This window comes from Cytobacillus sp. FSL R7-0680, from assembly GCF_038009245.1.
Lineage (GTDB): Bacteria > Bacillota > Bacilli > Bacillales > Cytobacillaceae > Cytobacillus > Cytobacillus kochii.
This window is the reverse complement of record NZ_JBBPAO010000001.1, coordinates 1,071,100-1,093,925: the sequence shown is the minus strand read 5'-3', so window position 1 is coordinate 1,093,925 and position 22,826 is coordinate 1,071,100. Positions and strand designations below refer to the sequence as shown.

Sequence of the window (22,826 nt, the reverse complement as noted above, 5' to 3'; positions counted from 1 at the left end):
TGCATCGTAACATTCATTCAATCCTTAAAGGTTCCTTTAAATGATGTTTTTAATGGTTTGCTAGGAGTAACAACGAAGCTTCACGTTTTTTCTCACAAGTTGTCGTTCGTCTTCACCCTACTTATAAAAATGGTTATCTATAGGATACTGTATCCAATTTTTAATTGCAATATTTTTTAGAATTTTCTATTTACTTAATTGCTCATTAAAATGAGAGATCGCTGATTTGGGGATAGTCACCCAATTGATAACATCTTCTCCCCATTGCCATACACTTTGGTGAAAACACCGACTTTTACTATTTTCGATATGCAGATGATAATAATAACAAGCATTAAAATATTTTCTATAACTGCTTGTTTCCTTTGTTTCAATTTCAGCTTCTTTCAACAATAAGCAATTCGCTAATAAATAATAAATGCGTTGCATGATAGAAATAGCTTCCATTTCTACTTCTGTAGGGCTAACTTGCCCTATTAGATTAAGATCTTCCTCTAATAGATGCATATTAGTTAATAACTTCTTTCTCAATGGGGTAAAATCAACAAACGTCACTTCATTTAAAATCGTTTTCATTGTTTGTATTAACACAGTATTTGCCTTATTTTTTGTAATTGCTCTTAAAACATCCAGCGCAACAATATTCGTCGTACCTTCCCATATTGACCCTAAATGTGCATCACGTACAAGTTTAGCATTTGCCCATTCTTCAATATATCCATTGCCGCCTCTCATTTCCATTGATTCACCTGCAATCACTCTTGCTTGTTTGCATATTACACCTTTTAACAAAGGTGTTAACAATCTTAGCATCGTTTTTGCTTTCTCATCCTTTTTAGTTTCGGTCAAATCAAAGGTATGTGCCGTGTATAGTGACATGGATGTCGCCACTTCCGATGTTAGCATCATTTCAAATAATTGTTTCTGCATGAGAGGAAGTTTGGCTAATGGTTTTTTAAATGCGATACGTCCTCTAGTTGTGTATAAGGCTTCTAAATAAGAGCGCCTGATGAGACCTGTAGAACGGACACTATTTGATAACCTTGAAGCGTTGACCATTGACATCATTTGTTTAAACCCATGATCAAGTTCCCCAACTAAGTAACCAGTCGCCCGCTCAAAAGTTACTTCTCCTGAAGCCATTCCTTTTGTCCCTAATTTATCTTTTAATTTATTGATCGTATAATGATTTCTTTCTCCACTAGGCAAGATTCTTGGTACTAAGAACATAGCCAACCCTTTTGTTCCTTCTTTTGCACCTGTTGGTCTCGCTAATACAAGTGCTACATCAGCACTAACATTTGAACAAAACCATTTATCCCCCGTGATTAACCATGAATCTCCATTAGCTTCTGCTCTGACTGAATTGGCACCCACATCCGAGCCGCCTTGCTTTTCTGTCATAAATTGAGCAGCCGTCATTCTATCACTCTTCGTGCTAATTAATTGGGGTAAGTATTCTTTCTTTAGTTTTACACTTCCATAATCCTCCAAAATCTTCGCCGCTGAGTCTGTCATACTCATCGGACAACATAAACCAAATTCAGCTTGAGCAAATACATACCAAAAAGTGTATTTCATCACTTTATTAAAAGCCGTTTCAGCCCCCATGACACCGCTACGATGACTCATGGCAACCAAGCCGAATTCTTCATAACCGATTTCCTCGAGACGTGAATAGGATGAATGATAATTAACATCGTTTATTCGTTGTCCACGCTTATCATACATTGTTAATGTTGGTGGATGTCTGTCCGCCTCTCTCGAAAGCGGATCGATTTCATTATTTGCTCTATCCCCTAACTCAATTAACTTATCTTTAACTAATTGATATTCATCATTTACATAGTGTGCTAATAAAAAATGAATATGGGGATCTGATAAGAAATAATTGATTTCTGTCGGTTCTGGCATGCCACCTTTTATCGGTTCCGGTTGAGGTACTTTAATAGACTCATCCATAAATCCACCTCCTAACTTATCCGCTGTTTAATAGAAAAGGTACCTAGCGCTTTGGCAACAACACTTCCATCTTCCTGAGTAAGGATAGACTCAACATATTGGATTCTTCTTCCTTCATGTATCATTTTCGCTTCTGCATACAAGATCCCTTCTTTAACAGGGGCGAGAAATTGAGTTGTTAATGAAATCGTCGCAACTTTAACATCTTTCATTGACCGAATAGTGACACCTATAACCGAATCCAATAAGGAGGCAGTTGCGCCTCCATGAACCACACCATTAGAGTTTAAATGTTGTTTTTGTACTGACATCTTAATGCGCGCTCTCCCTGCTTCCAATTCATCCATTGTAATACCAAGAAGCTGCCAATAAGGAGATGTATTAAACTCCTTTTCTAGCCATTGTAAGTATTCATTCTTCATAATAGAGACTTCTCCATTCATAAGGATTCTATTAAATGATCAATTTTTTCATCCCAAACGATGACACCGTCTAGGGCAAGCACACCTTCTCCTTCTTCAAGCACAATCAGAGGGTTGATATCCATCTCTTTTAATCTACCATTTTGATTAGCAGCAAAATGTGATATCTTCTCTATCGCTCGAGCTAATGCCTGAATGTCATGACTGCCTTTTCCCCTAACTCCTTGCAAAACGGCATAACCTTTTAATTCCATTAGCATCTCAATTGCGTCTTCCTCACTGACTGGAGCTTTTCTTAGCGATACATCTTTAAATACTTCAATAAATATCCCTCCTAGCCCACAGACAATAATCGCACCAAATTGAGGATCCTCTTTCACGCCAATGAAAAATTCTACACCTTCTTGCTTAACCATCTCTTCCACAAGAAAGCCATCTATCTGTGCTTCTTTATTATATTTCTTTACACTTTCTGTTATCTCCTTAACCGCTAACGCTAATTCTTGTTCATTCTGTATATTAACAATAACACCACCTGCATCCGTTTTATGAAGAATATCGGAAGAAATGACTTTGCACACCTTAGGAATATCCCAGTCTACTTTCATAGTCTCTATCTCATCTACCTTATTGATGAGTACTCCTTTAGGTGTACGGATGCCAAAGTTTGTTAATAAATGTTTAACCTTCACTTCAGTCCAAATTCGTTCCTTTATTTCATCAGTATGATAAATGTTTTCACCAGCTACCTGAACATCATTAACAGTCTTTGTTGAATATTGTACTAGTAAACTTAGTGCAACCATCGTTTCATAAGATGTTTTATATACTGGGATATTATTTTGTTGTAAATACCTTCTTCCTTTGCCTGTTAATTCATCTGTGCCAGTAATCGTCACGAGTATCGGTTTATCTGTTTTCGGGTCTATTTCCGCTATTGCTTTGCAAATATTAAAGCCTAATTCGCCTCCAAATGTCGTTTGAAAAACAATGCTGTCTATTGTTGTATCTTCTAATAATACTTTCAATGTATCGGTTAGAATATGTTGTTCTTTTAAACTTTGCGCAGTCACATCAATCGGATTCATCGCAGATCCGTAAGTAGGGATTAAATCTGCCACTTTTCTCTTCGTTTCTTCAGTCAACGTAATCATATTAAGCTGCAAATCTTCACTATAATCAGCCATTGCAATACCTGCAGCTCCAGAATTAGAAATTGTTACCACTCTATTTCCAGCTGCCCTTTTTTGATTTAAAAAGACTTTGACTGTTGTGATTAAGTCATCAATATCATTCACTGTAATAATGCCATATTGTTTGGCGATTGCTTGATACGTTTCGTCAGAACCAGTCATTGAGGCTGTATGCGATAAAGCCGCTTTCTGTCCTAATTTTGACCTTCCAGCCTTCAACATGATGAGTGGTTTATCTTTTTCTTTTGCGGCTTTCGCTAATCGAATAAATTGTTCCCCGTCTGGAATACTTTCTAAATAACCAGTAATGATTGATGTCTGCTCATCCTTTACCATATAATTCATGACATCAAGTGTCGTAATATCCATCTGATTTCCCGTATTCACGACATAGGAAAATCCTATATTCTCTTCTTGTGCCATCCCGAATAATGAAAAGCCAATCGCTCCACTTTGAGAAGCAAACCCGACTGGTCCAGAAATAAAGGGCCGATCTGTTTCAAACGAGGTAGCAAACCCCATTGGTAGTGATAAATGAACATTTAATAAACCGACACAGTTGGGACCAAGAATATGAATATTCGCTTCCTCAGCCTTTTCTAACACTTCATTCTGTAGATTTGAACCTTCTTCTCCTATTTCTGCAAAACCTGAGCCAAAAAGTACGATACTTCTAATCGCTTTTTGTTTACATTGATCGATGATAGATAACATTCTTTTAGCTGAAACAGCAATTAATGCGACATCAACGGAGTCAGGAATATCAACCAAAGAAGGGTAACACTTATAACCACCAATTTCTTCATATTTAGGGTTAACAGGATAAATATTGCCTTTATATTGATGCTGAATAAGGTTTTTGATCGGTTTACCACTAATGGATGTGAAATCTTTTGATACGCCTACAATGGCGATTGATTCTGGGTGAAGAAATTTTTGTATCGCTTCATTTTTATCCATTCGTTATACCTCCAGTTCATTGCCTTGATTATAATTACTTCTTTTTCTTCGCCATTTAAGTACATAAAGACATAATGCAATCACGATACCACCGATAATAAACGGCCACATTGGGACAAACATCATCAATCCTGCGATAAATAAAATGATTCGCTCTACTATGGCTAAAGTACCAGCTCCCACAAGATATCCTTCTAATGAAAAGGAAATGCAAGCAATTCCTATGACGGCAACAACTATACTAAGGACCGTATCCCACGGATCTCCGCGACCAATTAATATGGCAGGATTATAAATCATGAAGAAAGGAACGATAAACTTGACGGATCCTAACTGGACAGATTGAAAAGCTGTTTTCATCGGACTTGCTCCTGCTATACTTGCTGTCGAAAAGGCAGCTAATGCTACTGGTGGCGTAATATAGGAGACAGTTGCCCAATAAACAACGTATAAATGTGCTGCTATTGGATCCACACCAACAGCAACAAGTGCCGGTGCCATAATAACTGCTAAAAATACATATACAGCGGATACAGTCATACCCATCCCTAAAATAAAGCAGGTAAGTGCTCCACCAATTAGGATTAAGAAAGTATTATCTCCAGCAGCAGCCACTAATTCACGAGAAAATGAAAACGATACACCTGTAGCAGACAACGCACCAACAATAAAGCCTACCCCAGCAATAATAACAACGATATCAGTTAAGACCTTTCCTATATTCACGACCATATTTGCTAGATCTTTAGCTGACATCCTCGTTGATTTCTTTATCATGGCAATGAGTAACAATACAGCACTTGCATAATAAGGGGCTTGCCCTTCTGAGTTTAGTACTGCTAAGAAGAAAATCATGACTACGATTGAAAAAATATAATACCAACCCTCTTTTAACGTTTTCCAGAATGATGGTATTTCCTTAGCAGCCATCCCTTTCAATCCATTTTTGGCAGCATACCCATCAATTTGAATAAATAAGCCAAGATAATAAAGAAATGCTGGGACTGCAGCTGCTAAAGCGATTTCATAATAAGGGACCGCTAAAAAAGAGGCCATGATAAAGGCTGCCGAACCCATAATCGGTGGCGTAATGGTACCACCTGTAGACGCTGTCGCTTCAATAGCTGCTGCATAATGGGGTTTATAGCCTGTTTTCTTCATTGCCGGTATGGTCATTGCACCTATTGTCACTGCATTTGAAACGGCACTACCACTCAACATGCCAAAAAATGCACTCCCTACAACGGCAACCTTCGCAGAGCCACCCCTCGTTCTGCCAAAGATAGAAAGAGCGAGGTTGAAGAAAAAGTCACCACCACCAGTTTTCGTAATGACTACACCAAATACTAAAAATCCTAGTAATAAATTCCCAATCGTTGTATAAGCAATACCAAACACGCTATTAGAACTCATGATGTGATTTCTCGCTAAGGTAAGAAAATCATAAGACTGTCCTTGGAGCAATTCTATCGGTATAATTCCAGCAATAAGGGGATACAGTGAGATTACTAGACAGATCATCGCTAAAACAAGACCAGCTGTTCTTCTTAAAGCTTCAATAATTAACCCCCATAGAAGAATACTTGCAATTGTCGGTAAAACTGGAGCCTCCCAATCCCATCCCTCAATAATAATTCGTTCACCATTCAAACCAATGGCTATAGCAATGATCATGGTTAATAAAAAACAGGCGATATCATACCATTTAATCGAAAGATCCGTTTTCTTTGCGGGAAACATAAGATAGGCACAAGGGAGAAAACAGGCTAATAATAAAATCATGTAAGCATTTTGAATCGGATTTATGCCAAATAATTCAAGATAGAATAACATGTTTACAGATAAGAAAATGCCTATTAAAGTGGAGCTAATAATAATCGTTTTCCAAAAAGTGTTTAAACGTGATTGCACCATAGACTAACCTCACCTCACATTTATCAGAATGGATGGTTATGATTCTCTCATTTTTAATTTACAGATTCCCGTTCCCGTAACCAGAGCGCTTCAAATTCCTCATCTGTTAATTCTTCTTTTTCAGCGAAGGCAACCGTTTTTTCCCATACTTCATTTAACGCTTCGTACCGTTCTATTAATTGATCATTTTTTTGTTGTTTTTCTTCACTCCATAAGCCTTCTTCTTTAAAGAAACGAATTGTGCCCTCATGAAACGGAATCCCTTTTGGCTCTGTTAAGACTTCATCCTTACTATATAGAGCTAAATTAGGTAGGGCATCGCCATATAAATGGAAAGAATCATTTAACGATTTAATAAACTGATAGATTGCCTCTTCACTTTGATCTGCGTATCCACCAATTAAATAGCCATGTCCCATAACATCCATACCTGTTTCCATACCTGCTCCTTGTTTTGTATTAATAGGAAATAACCACGCAGCCACTTCCTCTACTCTTCCCCATCCCCCGTTGTCATCTTTATCCATTTCTAACCAACGAATCCCACCTTTACTATGGGCTTCAAACATTGTAGATGCAGTCGGATTAATACCGGCAACATCAATTTGCCCTTGGATAAGTGCTTCTCCTTGTCCTGAATAGGAAGTGATTTTTACTGGCTCCACATCATTCCAAGTTAAGCCGGCGAAAGCAAGCATTGCTTCATTTTTTAAATTGACGGAAGTGTTTCCAGCTATTATTGGAATTTTCTTTCCCCTTAGATCTTTGAGAGTTTGTATATCTGAGTTTTCTCTTACAGCAAATCCGAATTGACTAATGGGTGCCCAATAAGCTCGAACATTTTGCGGTCCCCATTTTTTTGAAGTGAATTCTTCCTTTCCTTCGAATGCCAGTTGAATTTCATCTCCAACTTTACCTACAGAAGCAATTTCACGCCTTAAAGGCACCATTCTTCCAACACCACTTGCAGATGGAAGCATTCTCACCTTTGTATCATATTTTTCTGTCAACACATTCGCAATAGCCGACATTTCTGCATAACCACCAGAGCCTACATCATATACACTCCACGTCATTTGCTCAGCTAGGCCCGATTCATCTGCGAGCAACGAAGCTTGAGGAGCAGAGTTACATCCAGCTAAAAGAAAACATAGTAATAGCAGCAGTACTAATGGAAGCATTTTATTCCCTTTATTCATGTAATAACCTCCCATCCAGATATGGCCAATGAAAACAAAGTTATACAGGCGTAAACATGGGTAGCGTCATCTCTCCGACTTTTTGAAAGACGACTTTTACTTGTTGATCGCAATGAATTGCTTCCATATCCGTATCAATAATGTTCGTCATCATCCTAACCCCTTCTTTTAGATCGATGAGGGCAACACAATACGGCAAATCTTCTTTAAACGCAGGTCCACCAGCCCTTCGCGCAATTGTATAAGAATAAATCGTCCCCTCTCCGCTTGCTTCTACCCAAGTAACGTTTTCCTCTCCACAGTGAGGACATAGAATACGTGGGTAAAAGATATGCAAAGAGCAACTTTGACATTGTTGTATGAATAATTTTCCTTTCTCACACCCTTCCCAAAAAAACTTCGAATCATTATCAATAATTGGTAATGGCTTCATTATCTTATCCATCTGTTTAGTCCCTCCCTAAAATGACGACTGATGTTGAGGAAAGTGTTCCCCCTGTTCCATTTACAAGTCCTATTTTTGCTTCTTTCACTTGTCTCTCTCCACACTCACCTCTTAGTTGCCTAACCGCTTCAATAATTAAAAAAATCCCGTACATACCTGGATGTGCATATGAAAGGCCCCCGCCGTTCGTATTCATCGGAAAATCACCGCCTGGAGCTGTACGTTGATTTTTCACAAAATCGCCACCTTCACCACGTTTACAAAAGCCTAAAGATTCTAATGTGAGCAACACCGTAATCGTGAAAGAGTCATAGATTTCAACGAAATCAATGTCATCATGGCCAACTCCAGCCATCTCAAACGCTCGTTTACCTGATTGCGCAGCAGATGTCATGGTTAAGTCAGGCATCGCTTGTATAGACCAATGACTATGTGCCTCACCTTGGCCAAGGATCCAGACCGGTTTTTTCCGACAATCCTTCGCCCGTTCGGGTGATACAAGCACTACTGCCCCTGCTCCATCTGTTACGAGACAGCAATCTAGTATATGAAGAGGATCAGTAATCATTGGCGATTGCAGCACATCCTCAATGGATATCGTATCCCTTTTTGTCGCATATGGATTTAATTGAGCCCACTTTCTTGTTGCCACTGCTATTTCTGCTAGGTCTTCATTCGTTGTTCCGTATTGATGCATATGACGATGTGCCGCCATCGCGTAAGCACCAGCTGGTGAAGGTAAGCCAAAAGGTGTTTCATATTGTGCAGTAAACGTAGGTGGTCTTCCTGCTAAAGATCGCGACCTCTCTGACTTCTGTGTACTTCCATATAAAATTAATGCTACTTCACAAAGCCCTGCTTGAATGGCAGCTGCAGCATGGCCAATATGAGCTTCAAATGAAGAACCGCCTATCTGTGTAGAATCTGTATAGTTCGGCTCAATCCCTAAATATTCCCCCATTACAACAGAAGGAAATGTACCAACACCAGGTACTCCCCATAGACCAGCAACAAACAGACCATCTACATCAGACTTTGTTAAACCTGCATCATCTAGTGCTCGTTTTGCTGCGATTGCTTGAATTTGCAAGACAGATAAACCGTCTTTTACTTTTCCTTCCTCAAGCTCAATATCACCTACTCCGACAATGGCAGCAGCGTTTTTAATTGACATGATAACCCTCCATATGCATTTATTTGTAGAAATCCTTATGAAAGCAGTAATACCTAATAGATTGGTAGAAATATATTTTTTATTGGGTTTGGTCTTTTACAAAGAAGTTAACAGCGAGTATTTCAGGATGTATCTTGGTTGAGGATGTTGTTAGATCATTTTGTAGATTTTAGAAGAGAGATTAAAAATGAATCGATATATTTTTCATATTTTGCAATCGCTTACATATATCTGCCACCAGTTACTTCAATTACGTTCCCAGTGATATAGTCAGCATAATTAGAGCTTAAGAAAACGACAGCTTTAGCGATATCAAGCGGTTGACCTACTTTCTGCATCGGTATTTCTGCTATTTTCAACTCCTTTAACTTGTCAGGAATGGCTTTGGTCATATCTGTTTCAATAAAACCAGGTTGAATGGCGTTCACATTGACCTGGAATTTAGCTAATTCTTTTGCTGCAGCTTTCGTCATGCCAACAATTCCAGCCTTAGCGCCAGCATAATTCACTTGCCCCATATTACCAACCTTACCGGCAATGGATGAGATATTAACAATCTTTCCCTTTTCTTGTTTTCTCATATGAAGTGCAGCAGCTTGCATACATAAGAATGTCCCTTTCATATGTACTTGAATCACTTGGTCAAATTGCTCTTCTGTCATTTTATGAAGCATTGCATCACGTGTAATTCCTGCATTATTAACAAGCACATCTATATCACCAAAATGACTAATTGTCTTAGAGAAAAGCTCGTCAACACTTTCTTTTTTGGCAACATCTACTTTAACTGCTAATCCCCTTGATCCAACCTTTTCAATTTCATTCACGACAGATTCACATGCCTCTACATTCAAGTCACCAACGACTATTTGGGCGCCATGTTGAGCTAATAAAAGACTAATCTCTCTACCGATTCCCTTCCCAGCGCCAGTAACTATCGCTACTTTATTCTTTAAATCCATGAAACTACCTCCATTTCAAAAATATGATATTAATTAAGATTTTATATATTAAAAAATTTTTTGTCAATAAAAAATTAGAAAATTAAGATTATTTAACTATATTCGATTATTCTCAGCAAAAAAGACATTATTACTCCCTATTTTCTGATTGAATAATAATGTCTTTTCTAATTAGACTAATGGGCGTTCTCCGCCTAATTTAATTGTAATTTCATTCGCAATTCCCTTTATTAGTTCACCAATTCTTTCCGCTTCCGCTCCTTGCAACTGACTGGTTAAGCCGACTAAAGAAATGGACATCTCCACTGTATTTGTATTATTAAAAATTGGTGCAGCAATGCCAATTAAACCATCAATATATTCTCCATGTGAAATGGCAAATCCCTTTATTTTTATCATTTCTAACTCTGCTAATAATTCTTTCATTTCTTTTTCCGTTAAAGGACGAAGACCATCATTATAATCAATTAAACGTTTTGCTTCTTCTCGCCTTAGATTAGCTAACAAACACTTACCATAAGCCCCATCTACAATTGAGAAATGTCTACCTACTGATACATTTATACCAAATTGTTCTGCTTCTACCTTAGCAATAATGGTCGATTTTTTCTCACCAATTCGATTGACTAGGAAACTCGTTAATCCAGTTTCTTCTGTTAATCTTTCCAAGTACTGCATTATAACAGATAAATCTAGAATATTCTCTTTCGCTCTTTCTCCTAAAACAACTAAATAGGGGCCAAGACTATATCTTTTAGAGCTTTGATCATAACGTACAACGGATAGCTCTTCTAACTTTTGCAGTATGCGGTAACATGTGGTTGGGGTTAATGATAAGGCATTTGCAATTTCAGTTAAGTTACTTTTACTAAACTTTTTTCGACTCAATAATGTAAGGATTTTAAATGCACTGTCAACTGCAGGTACATTATATTTTCTTTTCGCCTTCTTTACATGCTCATCCATCTTTTCTACCCCTTCATTATCCTTTTTTCAGTAATTTTATATACAAAAATTTTTTTTGTCAATGAAATAAAGATTGTTTTTTTGAATGATATAAATTATCTGATATCTATATGGTAAAATAGTGGGAGCAGGAAAACATGTGAGGAGCGTTAATAGAATGGATATTAAACAATTAGAAGTATTTCTATCAGTATATAAACATAATAACTTTTCTAAAGCTGCTGAGGAACTATGTATCTCACAACCAACAGTTAGCTCTCAAATCAAATCTTTAGAAGACCAATTAGGGCTGCAATTATTCAATCGTAAAAATAAATCATTAGGTAACTTAACAGATGCCGGAAAGATTCTTTATCCCTATTCCACACAAATTCTTTCATTAGTAAAAGAAGCCGAAAAATCACTCACTCAATATAAAGAAGGGTATAAAGGTTCCCTCTCTCTAGTGACTTCCGATTCATTTTGTTACTGGATCTTACCAAAAATTTTAGAAAGCTTTCATATTTCCTATCCTACAATTGAAATCATACTACATACCGCTTTTACACCTAAAATGATCGATATGCTTTATCATCGTGAAGTGCATTTCGCCATTGCACGTTCCGCTCAAAAAGAGTTTATAGAAGAAGATTTAGTCAGCCATCATATTGGACAAGATCCCATTGTACTCGTTGCCTCAGCTAGCAATCGTTTAACAAATATTCCAAGTCCTCATTTAAGTGACTTAGCTGATGAAACCTTCATTGTTTATGGGAAAGAGTCAAACTACTGGGCACAAATTGAACAAAAGCTTTTTTCCTATGGTTTCCATATGAAAACAGGAATGGAGCTTAACGACATCAATGCAACGAAAAAAATGATCGAGATCAATCTCGGGATTTCTTTCTTGCCAAGTATTTCGGTACAAGAAGAGATTGAAAATGGTAAGCTCCAAATCATTCCAATAAGTGATAACCTGCATTTGTATCGTCACTCTCACCTTGTTTACCATCAAGATACCGTAATTGCTGGAGGAATACAGAAGTTTTTATCGTTTGTAACTGAACAGAAGCCCTATTTGATTTAAGTATATAAACCCCCTTATTAATGAGGTCTCTGCACTTTGTCTCATTAATAAGGGTAAGTGAATCAACTATATATCTCTGCTTGTTTTTTCCCAACAATGACGGCGTCAACCGCGGTAACACCATTACCTTCTTTATGGACAAGGATCGGATTAAATTCCATTTCTCTCCATTCCCCTTGATGAGATAAACAAAATTCGGATAAAGTTTGTATCGTTAATGCCAATGCTTTTATATCTGACTTAGGTTTTCCCCTCACTCCATTTAGAAGTGGAAATGCCTTAATAGAAGCAATCATTTGTAACGCTTGGCTCTCTGTAATTGGTGCAGGCAAGAAAACAACATCCTCAAGCACTTCCGTAAATACCCCACCGATACCAAACATGATTGTCGGTCCAAATGTAGGGTCGTCAATTGCTCCAATAATCACCTCAATTCCCTCATCTGCCATTTCTTCAATCATCATCCCTTCGATAAGATGTTCGATATGATGATGCTTTATCCTATTAATCATCCCTTCATAAAATTGCAGTAACTCTTGTTGACTGTTGATGTTTGTTTGAACCAACTGATAGTCTGATTTATGAGTGATCTCCTTCGAAACTCCTTTTAAGACAAGAGGAAAAGGAAGACTATGCTCATGCAGACCTTCTTGATTACGAACAAAAGAACCTTTAGGCACTTTTATACCAATCGATTGTAATAGTTGCTTTCCTTCCCATTCATTTAGTTTTTCATTTACGATCATGGGTGTATGCTTACGAATCTCTTTTCTCGTTTGATCGTAAGCTTGCTTTTCTGTCGTATAGTAATTTACGACATGTGCTAGGGCATTAATGGTCCGTGTTGGTGTAGGAATCCAAGGAATACTTTTTTCCTTAAAGACTGCCTTTTTTGTTTCTTCCTGTATTCCAGACCAACAAACAACAACGGGCTTATTAGCTTGTTTAATCAACTTACTGAGTTTGTCGATAATAGGTGTAAATAAATGATCCGTCATTTGAATATAAAGCACGATGGTTTGCACTTCAATTGCTTCAACTAGCACAGATAGAGTATCAAGTATTTGTTGAGGATTTTGATTCACTTGTGCCGTCATATCAACTGGGTTTTTAATAGAAGCAAAAGCTGGAAGAGTTTGTGATAATCTCTCTTTCGTTTCTGCTTTTAAAGTGGCAAGTTTCATTCCTTTACGTTCACATTGGTCAGCCATCATTATGCCTGCACCACCTGATTGTGTGACGATAACCGCCCCTCCGTCTTTAGAGATATTTTTAGCATAATGAAACAGTGATAATGTATCAATTAATTCTTCCTCATCATCAACAAGAACCACATTGTTTGCAGCAAAATAAGATTGATAAATCTTCGCATTACCTGCTAATGATGCAGTATGCGAACTAGCCGCATCCGCCCCGATAACTGACGTACCAACTTTTATTAATACTATTGGTTTATTATTTTCATGACTAGCCTTTATTGCACGATTCATTTTAGTTATATTTCTTGCTCCCTCTAAATATCCACCAATGACTTTTATGTCAGGACTTTTAGCAAAATAATCAATATACTCAAAGAAATCAACCGTGCTTTCATTTCCGCTAGATACAAAAGCTTGAAATCCGATACCCATTTCAGTTGCTAATGTATGAGTTAAAGAACCCATTGCTCCGCTTTGTGTAACAAATGCAATCGCTGCAGCATCACATGCTTTTAAACTGGAAAAGGAAGCAATCATCTGCTTATTTAAGTTAAATAACCCGAGAGAATTTGGACCGCAAATCGGCAAATGGTTTCCTTTTGAATACTCCCTTATCTCTTCCTCTAACTTCGCTCCTTCTCCACCTATTTCTGTAAATCCAGAACTAAAAATCAAAATACTTTTTACCTTCTTCGCATGTAATTGTTTAATAATAGATAATACACTTTTAGCAGCTACACAAATCAATGCTAAGTCAATATATTCAGGTAGTTCTTCTATCTTCTGATAGCATGGAAAACCTAATATCTCTTCATATTTTGGATTTACAAGATAAACTTCACCTTGATAGCCTACCTCTTTTAAATTCGCTATTGGTTTATAGCTGATTTTCGTTTTGTCTCCACTAGCTCCTATAATAGCTACTGCGTTTGGTTCTAACATTGGTTTAAGGTCGTCACTCGTAAACATATTTTCACCTTCCTCTTAATACATATTTTTAGGTAGAAACAGAGCAATATCAGGAAAAAGATAAAGAATAATAATTAATAGGAAAATGGGAATTAAAAATAAACTTGCTCCTTTAAAAATTTGTTCTAAAGTAAGGTCTGGGGCTGATCCTCTTAGCACAAAACAATTCATCCCAACAGGAGGTGTGATCATTGCCATTTCCATCACCAAAACAATAATGACACCGAACCAAATTAAATTCATATCCATCGCTAGAATGATCGGTAGAATAATCGGTAATGTAACAACAACCATAGCAAGAGCATCCATTACCATTCCTAATAAAATGTACATAAGAATAATAAGCACAAATAATAGAAAAGGGGGAACTGAGATAGATTCGAAAATATCCGCTAATAGAAAAGGCAATCTTGTAATTGTTAAGAAGTAATTTAAGATAAATGCCATAATAATTATGGCAAATAAAAATCCTGTTGTTTTTAAAGTAGCAGATAATGCTTTAACAAATGACTGAATCGTTAATTTCCTTCTGATTAATGCAAAAATAAACGTAAAGAATGCCCCAATCCCTGCTGCTTCAGTTGGGTTAAACCATCCGATATACATACCCCCAATCACAATGCCAAATAACAAAATAATCCATATTGTAGATTTCAATGCGATGAAACGATCCTTCCATTTCACCTCTGTATGAATCATCGGTGCTAATTCTGGCTTTAAAGATACAACTACATAAACGGTGATCATATATAAAATGATAAGAATAATCCCCGGTATAATGCCCGCAACTAAAAGCTGTCCGATAGATTGTTCAGTCATCATCCCATATAGAATAAACAATGTACTCGGTGGAATGAGCACACCCAATGTTCCTCCTGCGACAATCGTTCCTCCGGTTAATGATTTGTTATAACCAGCCTTTAGCATTTCCTTCGATGCAATGACACCCATTGTGGCAGTATTTGCTAGGCTTGAACCTGAAGCGGCCGCAAAAACAGCAGAAGATGCAATTGTCGCCATCCCAAGTCCACCTCTTAATCTACTAAGCCAAAGTCTGAAAGTATTAAAGAGCTCTGTACTAATTCCACAGATAAATAATAGTTCTCCCATTAGAACAAACATAGGGATAGTGCTTAACGTATAACTAAAACTATGATCCCATGTCACTGTTTCAACAACTGTGGCTAATGCCGTCCAACCTTTCAAATAAAAGATTCCTAGTACAGCTGGTACGACCATTGCGATTGCAATGGGTACTTTAAAAAACATTAAAACAAACATGATCAAAATAACGATAACACCAAACCATTCAACCGGCATGTTCATCACCTCCTATATTTTCATGATTTAATGAAAGGATGAGCTTGAGCATTCTTAGAAAAGCCTCAGCTCCCCACATGAGAAAACCGATTGTAATGATATAATCAAAGGGGTAAAAAGGAATTTCTAAAAGAGTTGTAGATATAGGCATTGTTAGTTGATGAAAGATCCCGACATGAAGATAAATATAGGCAATGAGGATGGTAATAATAAATGTAAGAAATGCGCCAAATATCTCTAATACGCGTTGCCACTTATATGAAAGTCTGCTTGTAATAATATCTATTGTAATATGTCCGTTAACTTGTTCTGTATAAGCCAAACCACACATGATTAGCACTACCATACCTAACTGAACAATTTCGATATCACCAATAATAGGTGAAAATAACATCCGACTAAACACAGCAAAGGTAATAAATATCATCATCAGTGTCATCGTTGCTAACGCAATATATTTTGTTATTGCAGTTAAAAAGTGTATGACCTCTTCAAGCTTTCTCATGCATTCCACCACCTTAACTGTTTTAATTTTCAAATGGTAAAGGGTAATCTTCTTCACGGAGAATTTCAAAAAAAGCTTCTACCATTTCATCTCCATCAAATCCACGTTTATTTGCATCTTCTATCCATAACTCCCAAGCACCTTTACCTGCTTCACGGTACTTAATGTCTTCTTCTGTTGAAAGTTTAATATATTCGCCTCTTTTTTCAACTGCTTTTTCTAGCTGCTCATTAGAAGCAGCTAACTCTGTAACATAACTCTTTGTAAACATTTCTGATAATGCAGGATTCAATTCTTCTGTAAATAATTTTTGTAAATCTGGTGGGAGCTGATCATAGAAGTTTTTATTCATTACAGGAATGAGTGGGTTTACGAGTACTGACATTTGTGTAATATAAGGGGCAGGTTCATAATACCTTACTGCTTCACCGCCAATAGGTGTATAAAATGCGGTATCAATCATCCCCTTTTCTAATCCTTCGTATATGCCTTCAGATGTGATCGATACGGGTGTTCCTCCTAATGATTGAATAAAGGCATTTTCGCCTTTTCCGCTCATTCTCATTTTTTTATTCTGTAAATCTTCCATTGTGTGAATAGGAGTTGTAGAAAATAAATCATAGGCATCTGTTGAGGTTGGTGGCATAAGGATGACATTATCTAACCCTTTGTCTGCAAATCGATCTTCGAATTTACTTAAAACCTTGTTTGCCTCAACAGGTCCTTGTAATGCAAAAGGTAAACTACCGATTGTATAAGGAAAAAAAGGTGTATCATAAAAATAGTTCGTTACGAGAAGACTCACATCATAGAGCCCTCCTTTTATATCTTGGTAAACGGAGCTAGACTTTCCTAAGGCACTCCCATGATAAATATTGACTTTAACTCTTCCATTCGTCTTTTCTTCCACCATCTTTTTCCATGGCTCCCACGCATTATAAGCATAGTGATGTGTAGATGGCTGCCAATTATTTATATCCATCACATACACTTCATCGGAAGCGCTTTCATTGGATGTCTGTTGACTACAGCCATTTAATAAAATACATACAAAAAATAAAGTCAATAGAAGAAACTTTTTCATTGGAAACACCTCCATTATTGTTCATAATCACATTTTCCGCTCGGCTAACGAACCAATAACTCCCTCTTTTCTCAATTGATCAATCTCTAATTTTTGATACCCTAATGCATGTAGAAGTTCTTCTGTATGCTGTCCTAAAACAGGTGGCCCTGCTTTTGTTTTAACATTTAGGGTAGAATTTTTAAGTGGACTTTTCACCAATTTAATATGTCCAAGCTTTACATGGGAAACTTCTTCTACAACCTCTCTCGCCTCAACTTGAGGATGTTGAAAAACTTGTTCGATATTATTTACTGGTCCAGCTGGAACACCTACTTGTGATAATTGAGTGAACCATTCATCTGCCGTTTTGGTTATCATCATATCTGCGATTCTATTTGTTAACACTTCACGGTTAGTTACTCTAGCTTGATTCGTTTTAAACCTCTCGTCCCCAATCCATTCTTCACGATCTAAAACAACGCAAAAATTCGCAAATAATTTATCATTACCACAACAAACCATTAATGGACGGTCACTGCATTTAAATACTTGATAAGGAACAATATAACTATGATCATTGCCAACTCTTGTTGAAACTGTACCTGCATTTAAATAACTACTTGCTACATTGGCAAGTGCACTTAATTGTACTTCAAATAGGGATAGATCAATAGATTGTTCCTTTCCTGTTTGATCTCTTTGTCTTAAAGCTGCGAGAATCGCTATTGTTACATATTGTGACGTCATAATATCGACTAGTGGAAGTCCCACTCTTGTTGCGTCTCCCTCTGGAAGTCCAGTAACATCCATTAGACCACCTATCGCTTGCATAACAGGATCAAATCCCGGTTCCCCTTTATACGGTCCCGTTTGCCCATATCCGGTAACCGAACATAATATAATATCTTTTTTTACCTTTTTAAGTTGTTGTAGGTCGAGACCTAACTTTTTCAAAGTACCTGTTTTAAAGTTTTCTAAGACAATATCTGCCTCTTGTACGAGCTTTAAAAAGATATCCTTCCCTTTTTGGTTTTTCAAATCCAACTCTACTGATTTTTTATTACGATTAGCGGTAAAATAATACGTACTTTCTCCACCTATGAAAGGGACCCAATCTCTCATACTATCAGTACCATTCGGTGCCTCTATTCTGATGACATCAGCACCTAAATCTGCTAGTATCATTGAACCCCCAGGTCCTGCATAAACACGAGATAAATCCAATACTTTTACGCCTTCAAGTGGTTGCCTATCACTCATCGACTACACCCTCACCTTTTTAATATCACTACTTAAAGAATACTTTCTTTCGATATGATGACGATTAGCATCCTTTTCCCCTAAGGCATCATTAGCAATCAGTATACGTTGTATATTTGCCGACCCTTCACCAAAGTGAAGCATATTCGCATAGTTTACATACTTCATAATCGGATATTCATCTGCTATACCATTGCCACCAAATATCTCTAACGCACTTCTTGCAGCTTTGGTAGCTACTTCTGAAGCAAAATATTTTGCGTATGCACTTTGTCTAGTCGCCACTTCGCCTTTATCTTTTAAGTAAGCGCTTTTATACGTAAGCAATCTTGCAGCCTCTGTTTCTACTACCATATCCGCAATCAAATGTTGAATCATTTGATATTGACCAATTGGCACACCACTCACTTCTCGTTTGTTTGCATAAGATATCGCCTCATCAATACAACCTTGAGCAATACCAACCAATCGTGAAGAAACAGTTAAGCGTCCATAATCAAGCGCGTTCATCGCAATTTTAAAGCCTCCTCCCTCTTTACCTAATAATTGACTTTTGGGGATTCGATAATCCTCTAAAAATACTTCACAGCTTCTTGTCATATATCCTAGTGAACTGATTTCGATTGGTTTTGCATAAAACCCTGGTACATTAGTCTCAATAATAAATGCAGAAATGCCATTATGACCAGCTTCTGGATTTGTTCTCGCAAACAACACACCTACATCTGCCTCGTTAGCAAAAGTAATCCACATTTTTGATCCATTCAGCACGTACTCATCACCATCTAAAACAGCCGTTGTCTTCATTGCTCCAGCAGGGTCTGAGCCACCACCAGATTCAGTAAGAGCGAACATACCAATTTTCTCTGCCTTTATTAGAGAAGGGACATATTTTTCAATTTGCTGCTTATTTCCCCAATTTAAGATTGTAAAAGGGCAGGTCATTGCTTGCATATTAAAGGCATAACCTAACGATGGATGTGCTTTCGATATTTCTTCAGCAATGATAGCTAAATTAAGAAAACCTAATTCAGACCCACCATATCGCTCAGGAAAACAAGCACCAAAAAAACCTAGATAGCCCATTTTTTCAAAAATATCTTTCGGGAATAATTGATTTTTCTCATAATATTTAATATGAGGTGACACTTCTTTTCGGACAAACTCCTTTACCATTTGTAAGACTTGTTGGTTTTCATTTGTGTATTCGAACTCCATCTATCCCCACCACCTAATTAGAATTTTCTGAATTTATTAATTATACTATTATATATATTAATAATATTCAATATTTTATTAATAAAACAGATAATTTATTTGGGATAATGGATACAATTGATAGACATATGAGACTTTGTCCTTTAAAAATAGTAATTAATAATTATAGAGTTGATCTTTTTTGTTGAAACTTCTCTCTTGCTTGTATATACCAGTCATTACCTAAAGAATCGATAATAACTGTAACTGGAAAATTTTCTACTGTGAGCTTGTATACTGCCTCCGGACCTAACTCAGGAAATGCCACAACCTCAGCCTCTCTAATAGCCGTAGAAAGAAGTGCGCCGGTGCCCCCTATTGCTGCTAAATAAACGGCTTTGTTTCTTTTTATACTTTCCTTTACTTCTTCATTTCGATATCCTTTTCCAATCATTCCTTTTAAGCCATGCTCTAATAATAATGGTGTATATTTATCCATTCTACTACTAGTAGTTGGACCAGCGGAGCCAATCACTTGGTCAGGTTTTGCTGGGGTCGGACCAACGTAATAAATAAAAGCATTTTCTACCGTGAATGGAACCGTTTCTTGTTGAGATAAAAGATCATAAATTTTTTTATGGGCTGCGTCTCTTGCTGTATATATTAAGCCTGATAATTCGACTTGCTGTCCTGCCCTTAATGTTTCCAACTCTTCTGGTTTTAAGGGTAAAGTTAACTGCTTTTTTTCCAATTCTATCAGCCTCACATTCTCAATTCTTTATGTCTTGACGCATGACAATTTAAATTAACAGCCACAGGAAGTGCAGCGATATGACATGGTTCTAACTCGATTTTTACATCTATGGCAGTTGTATCGCCACCTAAGCCTTGAGGACCAATCCCCATTTCATTTATGTTCTTCATTAAATCTTTTTCTAATTGGGCAACTATTGGAGACTGATGATGTTGACCAATCGGTCTAAACAATGATTTTTTAGCTAAATAAGCGCAGCGTTCAAAATTCCCACCAATTCCAATTCCAACAACTAAAGGTGGACAAGCATTAGGTCCTGCATTTTCAACGGTTGTTAAGATGAACTCTTTTACGCCTTCGATACCATCTGCTGGGGTTAACATTTTAAGTGCACTCATATTCTCACTCCCTCCCCCTTTTGCCGACATATGGATAACGAGTTGATCTCCGGCTTTCATTTCAATATGAATAATGGCAGGGCTGTTATATGTTGCAGATTTATCTCGTGTCAGGGGATTATTGACGATAGAATGCCGTAAATACCCGTCTTTATATCCTTTCATTACACCTTCATTAATGGCACTTGTAATTGTCCCACCTTTAATCAAACAGTCTTGACCTAATTCAACTATAAAAACGGAAACACCTGTATCCTGACACATAGGCACACGGTTTTCTGTAGCGATATTCGCATTTTCAATTAAATCTAACAGGATATCTTTCCCAATTGGTGACCTTTCTGTTTCTACCGCTTGTCGAAAAGCAGAAATAACGTCTTCGCCAAGGTCAAAGTTCGCTTCCTGACAAAGCTTCGCTACTTTTTCCACTATATGGTCATAAGCAATCACTTTCATCATCAAGCCTCATTTCCATTTACAATTGGGCTATTTGCCAGTAGCCAATCCTTTATTTTTAAATTTTCAATATTGTATATATCATCTACTCTATGATCTACATCTGTGATCTTATGAGCCACTAATGACTGGAACTTCTCAACCATTTGTTTTTTACTGGCAGGATTCTCTGGGTCTCCTTTTGGAAATTCAGTCGCGAAACTATAACTTTCTTTATTCCTTAAGACAATAGTTACCTTTGCACCCCATTGTTCTGGATAGGCATCCGTAAAATCCTTTGTTGATGCTACTCGTACTTTATTCATCATTTCTCTAATTTCACTATTATTTAATGATCTTTCATTAAAGTCTTGTAGAAAAGCGCTGCCTTTAAGGGCAATTAAGCTAACACAGAATTGTACACTAAATTTTGCTGCATAAATGGAACGAGGTTTGGGATTATCTGTTATATCTAATACCGTTTGATAGGTTTCTATGAGGATTTTTTCAATTTTAGTAGAGTCAATTGAATGTTTGTTCATCAATGTATGCACACAGTCCATACTCGGATGGGTATGACGACAGGAAGCATAAAGCTTAAAACCATTTTCCATTATTTTAAACTTCTCACCGAGTCCTTCAATAATCTTTTGTTCGTTGTACGAATCACTCATTGCCTTGAAAAAACCACGATCACCTTCTAATATCTTTGAGGCACCTGTAAAGCCTTTTTTAGCAAGGAGTGCTGCAAGTACACCATTATAGGATGCCTTTGCAGTATGAAGCTGTTTTGAATTGGCTCCATCTTCAATAAATTCCCATAACCCCGCTGCCTGTGTCCCTGCATTCCCCAAAGCATGAACGATTTGTTGTTTATTAAGCCCTAATAACTTCGCTGCTGCAGCTGCTGCTCCGAAAGTCCCGCATGTTGCGGTATTATGCCAATAATAATAATGACTAGGCGTAACCGCTTCACCGATACGATAACAAACTTCATAGCCGATGACGATACTCGTAATTAATTCTTCTATTGATAAGTCATACGCTTCACACACAGATAAAGCAGCAGGAATCACAACTGTTGCTGCATGAATAATCGATCCTTTATGAATATCATCTAACTCCACTATATGGCTAGCAGCACTATGAATCATGGCAGCATTTGCAAGAGAAGTCCTTTCACCGGAAATAAGGGTTGCCTGTTCATTCCCTCCCATTTCAAATAACGTCTCTTTTAATGCAACCACTGGTGGTTCATCTATTCCTGCTATTGCTGAACCGTACCAATCTAAAATACATACTTTCGTAAACTCAATCACATCTTTTGGTAAATCTTGATAGTCTAAATTAATTATATATTCTGAAATTTTTTCCGTTAAAGCCATTGTCCATTCTTCCTTCCTTCGTTAAAGTAAACGTTTGCAAAAGATAAGGCAGCTCTGAAAAATTCGTGCTGCCTT

Annotated in this window: 19 protein-coding genes; 1 reads left to right on the top strand and 18 read right to left on the bottom strand. The window is 37.2% G+C overall.

Annotated elements, in window-relative coordinates:
- Positions 1-186: 186 nt before the first annotated feature.
- From MKY26_RS05595 to MKY26_RS05555, 9 genes are all read right to left on the bottom strand, one after another.
- On the bottom strand, positions 187-1,962 hold the full coding sequence (locus MKY26_RS05595) for an acyl-CoA dehydrogenase family protein (RefSeq protein WP_341092787.1): 1,776 nt from the start codon (positions 1,960-1,962) through the stop codon (positions 187-189).
- 11 nt (positions 1,963-1,973) lie between these two features.
- A complete protein-coding gene (locus MKY26_RS05590; RefSeq protein WP_180316969.1) occupies positions 1,974-2,384 on the bottom strand; it encodes a PaaI family thioesterase in 411 nt (136 codons plus the stop codon).
- A gap of 17 nt (positions 2,385-2,401) precedes the next feature.
- Positions 2,402-4,537, bottom strand: a complete 2,136-nt coding sequence (locus MKY26_RS05585) for an acetate--CoA ligase family protein (protein WP_322909301.1) — start codon at positions 4,535-4,537, stop codon at positions 2,402-2,404.
- Between the two features lie 3 nt (positions 4,538-4,540).
- A complete protein-coding gene (locus MKY26_RS05580; protein WP_322909300.1) occupies positions 4,541-6,451 on the bottom strand; it encodes a TRAP transporter permease in 1,911 nt (636 codons plus the stop codon).
- A 53-nt stretch (positions 6,452-6,504) separates the two neighbouring features.
- A complete protein-coding gene (locus MKY26_RS05575; protein ID WP_307314098.1) occupies positions 6,505-7,650 on the bottom strand; it encodes a TAXI family TRAP transporter solute-binding subunit in 1,146 nt (381 codons plus the stop codon).
- Between the two features lie 40 nt (positions 7,651-7,690).
- The gene (locus tag MKY26_RS05570; protein ID WP_095373358.1) at positions 7,691-8,095 is read right to left on the bottom strand and encodes a Zn-ribbon domain-containing OB-fold protein; all 405 of its coding nucleotides are present in this window, start codon (positions 8,093-8,095) and stop codon (positions 7,691-7,693) included.
- A 4-nt stretch (positions 8,096-8,099) separates the two neighbouring features.
- Positions 8,100-9,269: an acetyl-CoA acetyltransferase gene (locus MKY26_RS05565; RefSeq protein WP_095373359.1), complete on the bottom strand. Its 1,170-nt coding sequence runs from the start codon at positions 9,267-9,269 to the stop codon at positions 8,100-8,102.
- Positions 9,270-9,490: 221 nt separating this feature from the next.
- The gene (fabG, locus tag MKY26_RS05560) at positions 9,491-10,231 is read right to left on the bottom strand and encodes a 3-oxoacyl-ACP reductase FabG (protein ID WP_095373360.1); all 741 of its coding nucleotides are present in this window, start codon (positions 10,229-10,231) and stop codon (positions 9,491-9,493) included.
- A 171-nt stretch (positions 10,232-10,402) separates the two neighbouring features.
- Entirely contained in the window at positions 10,403-11,197 is a 795-nt protein-coding gene (locus tag MKY26_RS05555; protein ID WP_322909299.1) for an IclR family transcriptional regulator, read from the bottom strand.
- 157 nt (positions 11,198-11,354) lie between these two features.
- Between MKY26_RS05555 and MKY26_RS05550 the strand changes: the two genes are divergently transcribed.
- Positions 11,355-12,263: a LysR family transcriptional regulator gene (locus MKY26_RS05550; protein WP_095373362.1), complete on the top strand. Its 909-nt coding sequence runs from the start codon at positions 11,355-11,357 to the stop codon at positions 12,261-12,263.
- A 62-nt stretch (positions 12,264-12,325) separates the two neighbouring features.
- Here MKY26_RS05550 and MKY26_RS05545 read toward each other — a convergent pair whose 3' ends face one another.
- From MKY26_RS05545 to MKY26_RS05505, 9 genes are all read right to left on the bottom strand, one after another.
- Positions 12,326-14,431 carry an acetate--CoA ligase family protein gene (locus MKY26_RS05545; protein WP_341092692.1) on the bottom strand — a complete coding sequence of 702 codons (2,106 nt, stop codon included), beginning with the start codon at positions 14,429-14,431 and terminating at the stop codon, positions 12,326-12,328.
- A 15-nt stretch (positions 14,432-14,446) separates the two neighbouring features.
- A complete protein-coding gene (locus tag MKY26_RS05540; RefSeq protein ID WP_307314110.1) occupies positions 14,447-15,751 on the bottom strand; it encodes a TRAP transporter large permease in 1,305 nt (434 codons plus the stop codon).
- The gene (locus tag MKY26_RS05535) at positions 15,741-16,256 is read right to left on the bottom strand and encodes a TRAP transporter small permease (RefSeq protein WP_095373365.1); all 516 of its coding nucleotides are present in this window, start codon (positions 16,254-16,256) and stop codon (positions 15,741-15,743) included. Before MKY26_RS05535 ends, MKY26_RS05540 begins: the two co-directional genes overlap by 11 nt.
- A gap of 22 nt (positions 16,257-16,278) precedes the next feature.
- A complete protein-coding gene (locus MKY26_RS05530) occupies positions 16,279-17,340 on the bottom strand; it encodes a TRAP transporter substrate-binding protein (RefSeq protein WP_322909297.1) in 1,062 nt (353 codons plus the stop codon).
- Between the two features lie 27 nt (positions 17,341-17,367).
- Positions 17,368-18,582 carry a CaiB/BaiF CoA transferase family protein gene (locus MKY26_RS05525; RefSeq protein ID WP_307314116.1) on the bottom strand — a complete coding sequence of 405 codons (1,215 nt, stop codon included), beginning with the start codon at positions 18,580-18,582 and terminating at the stop codon, positions 17,368-17,370.
- Between the two features lie 3 nt (positions 18,583-18,585).
- Entirely contained in the window at positions 18,586-19,800 is a 1,215-nt protein-coding gene (locus tag MKY26_RS05520; RefSeq protein WP_341092630.1) for an acyl-CoA dehydrogenase family protein, read from the bottom strand.
- A gap of 163 nt (positions 19,801-19,963) precedes the next feature.
- Complete coding sequence (locus MKY26_RS05515) at positions 19,964-20,530, bottom strand: Fe-S-containing hydro-lyase (RefSeq protein ID WP_095373370.1); 567 nt, start codon at positions 20,528-20,530, stop codon at positions 19,964-19,966.
- An 11-nt stretch (positions 20,531-20,541) separates the two neighbouring features.
- Positions 20,542-21,390 (bottom strand): fumarate hydratase, encoded by an 849-nt coding sequence (locus MKY26_RS05510; protein WP_341092599.1) that lies wholly within the window; start codon positions 21,388-21,390, stop codon positions 20,542-20,544.
- A complete protein-coding gene (locus MKY26_RS05505) occupies positions 21,390-22,751 on the bottom strand; it encodes an MmgE/PrpD family protein (RefSeq protein WP_341092587.1) in 1,362 nt (453 codons plus the stop codon). Before MKY26_RS05505 ends, MKY26_RS05510 begins: the two co-directional genes overlap by 1 nt.
- Positions 22,752-22,826 lie beyond the last annotated feature (75 nt).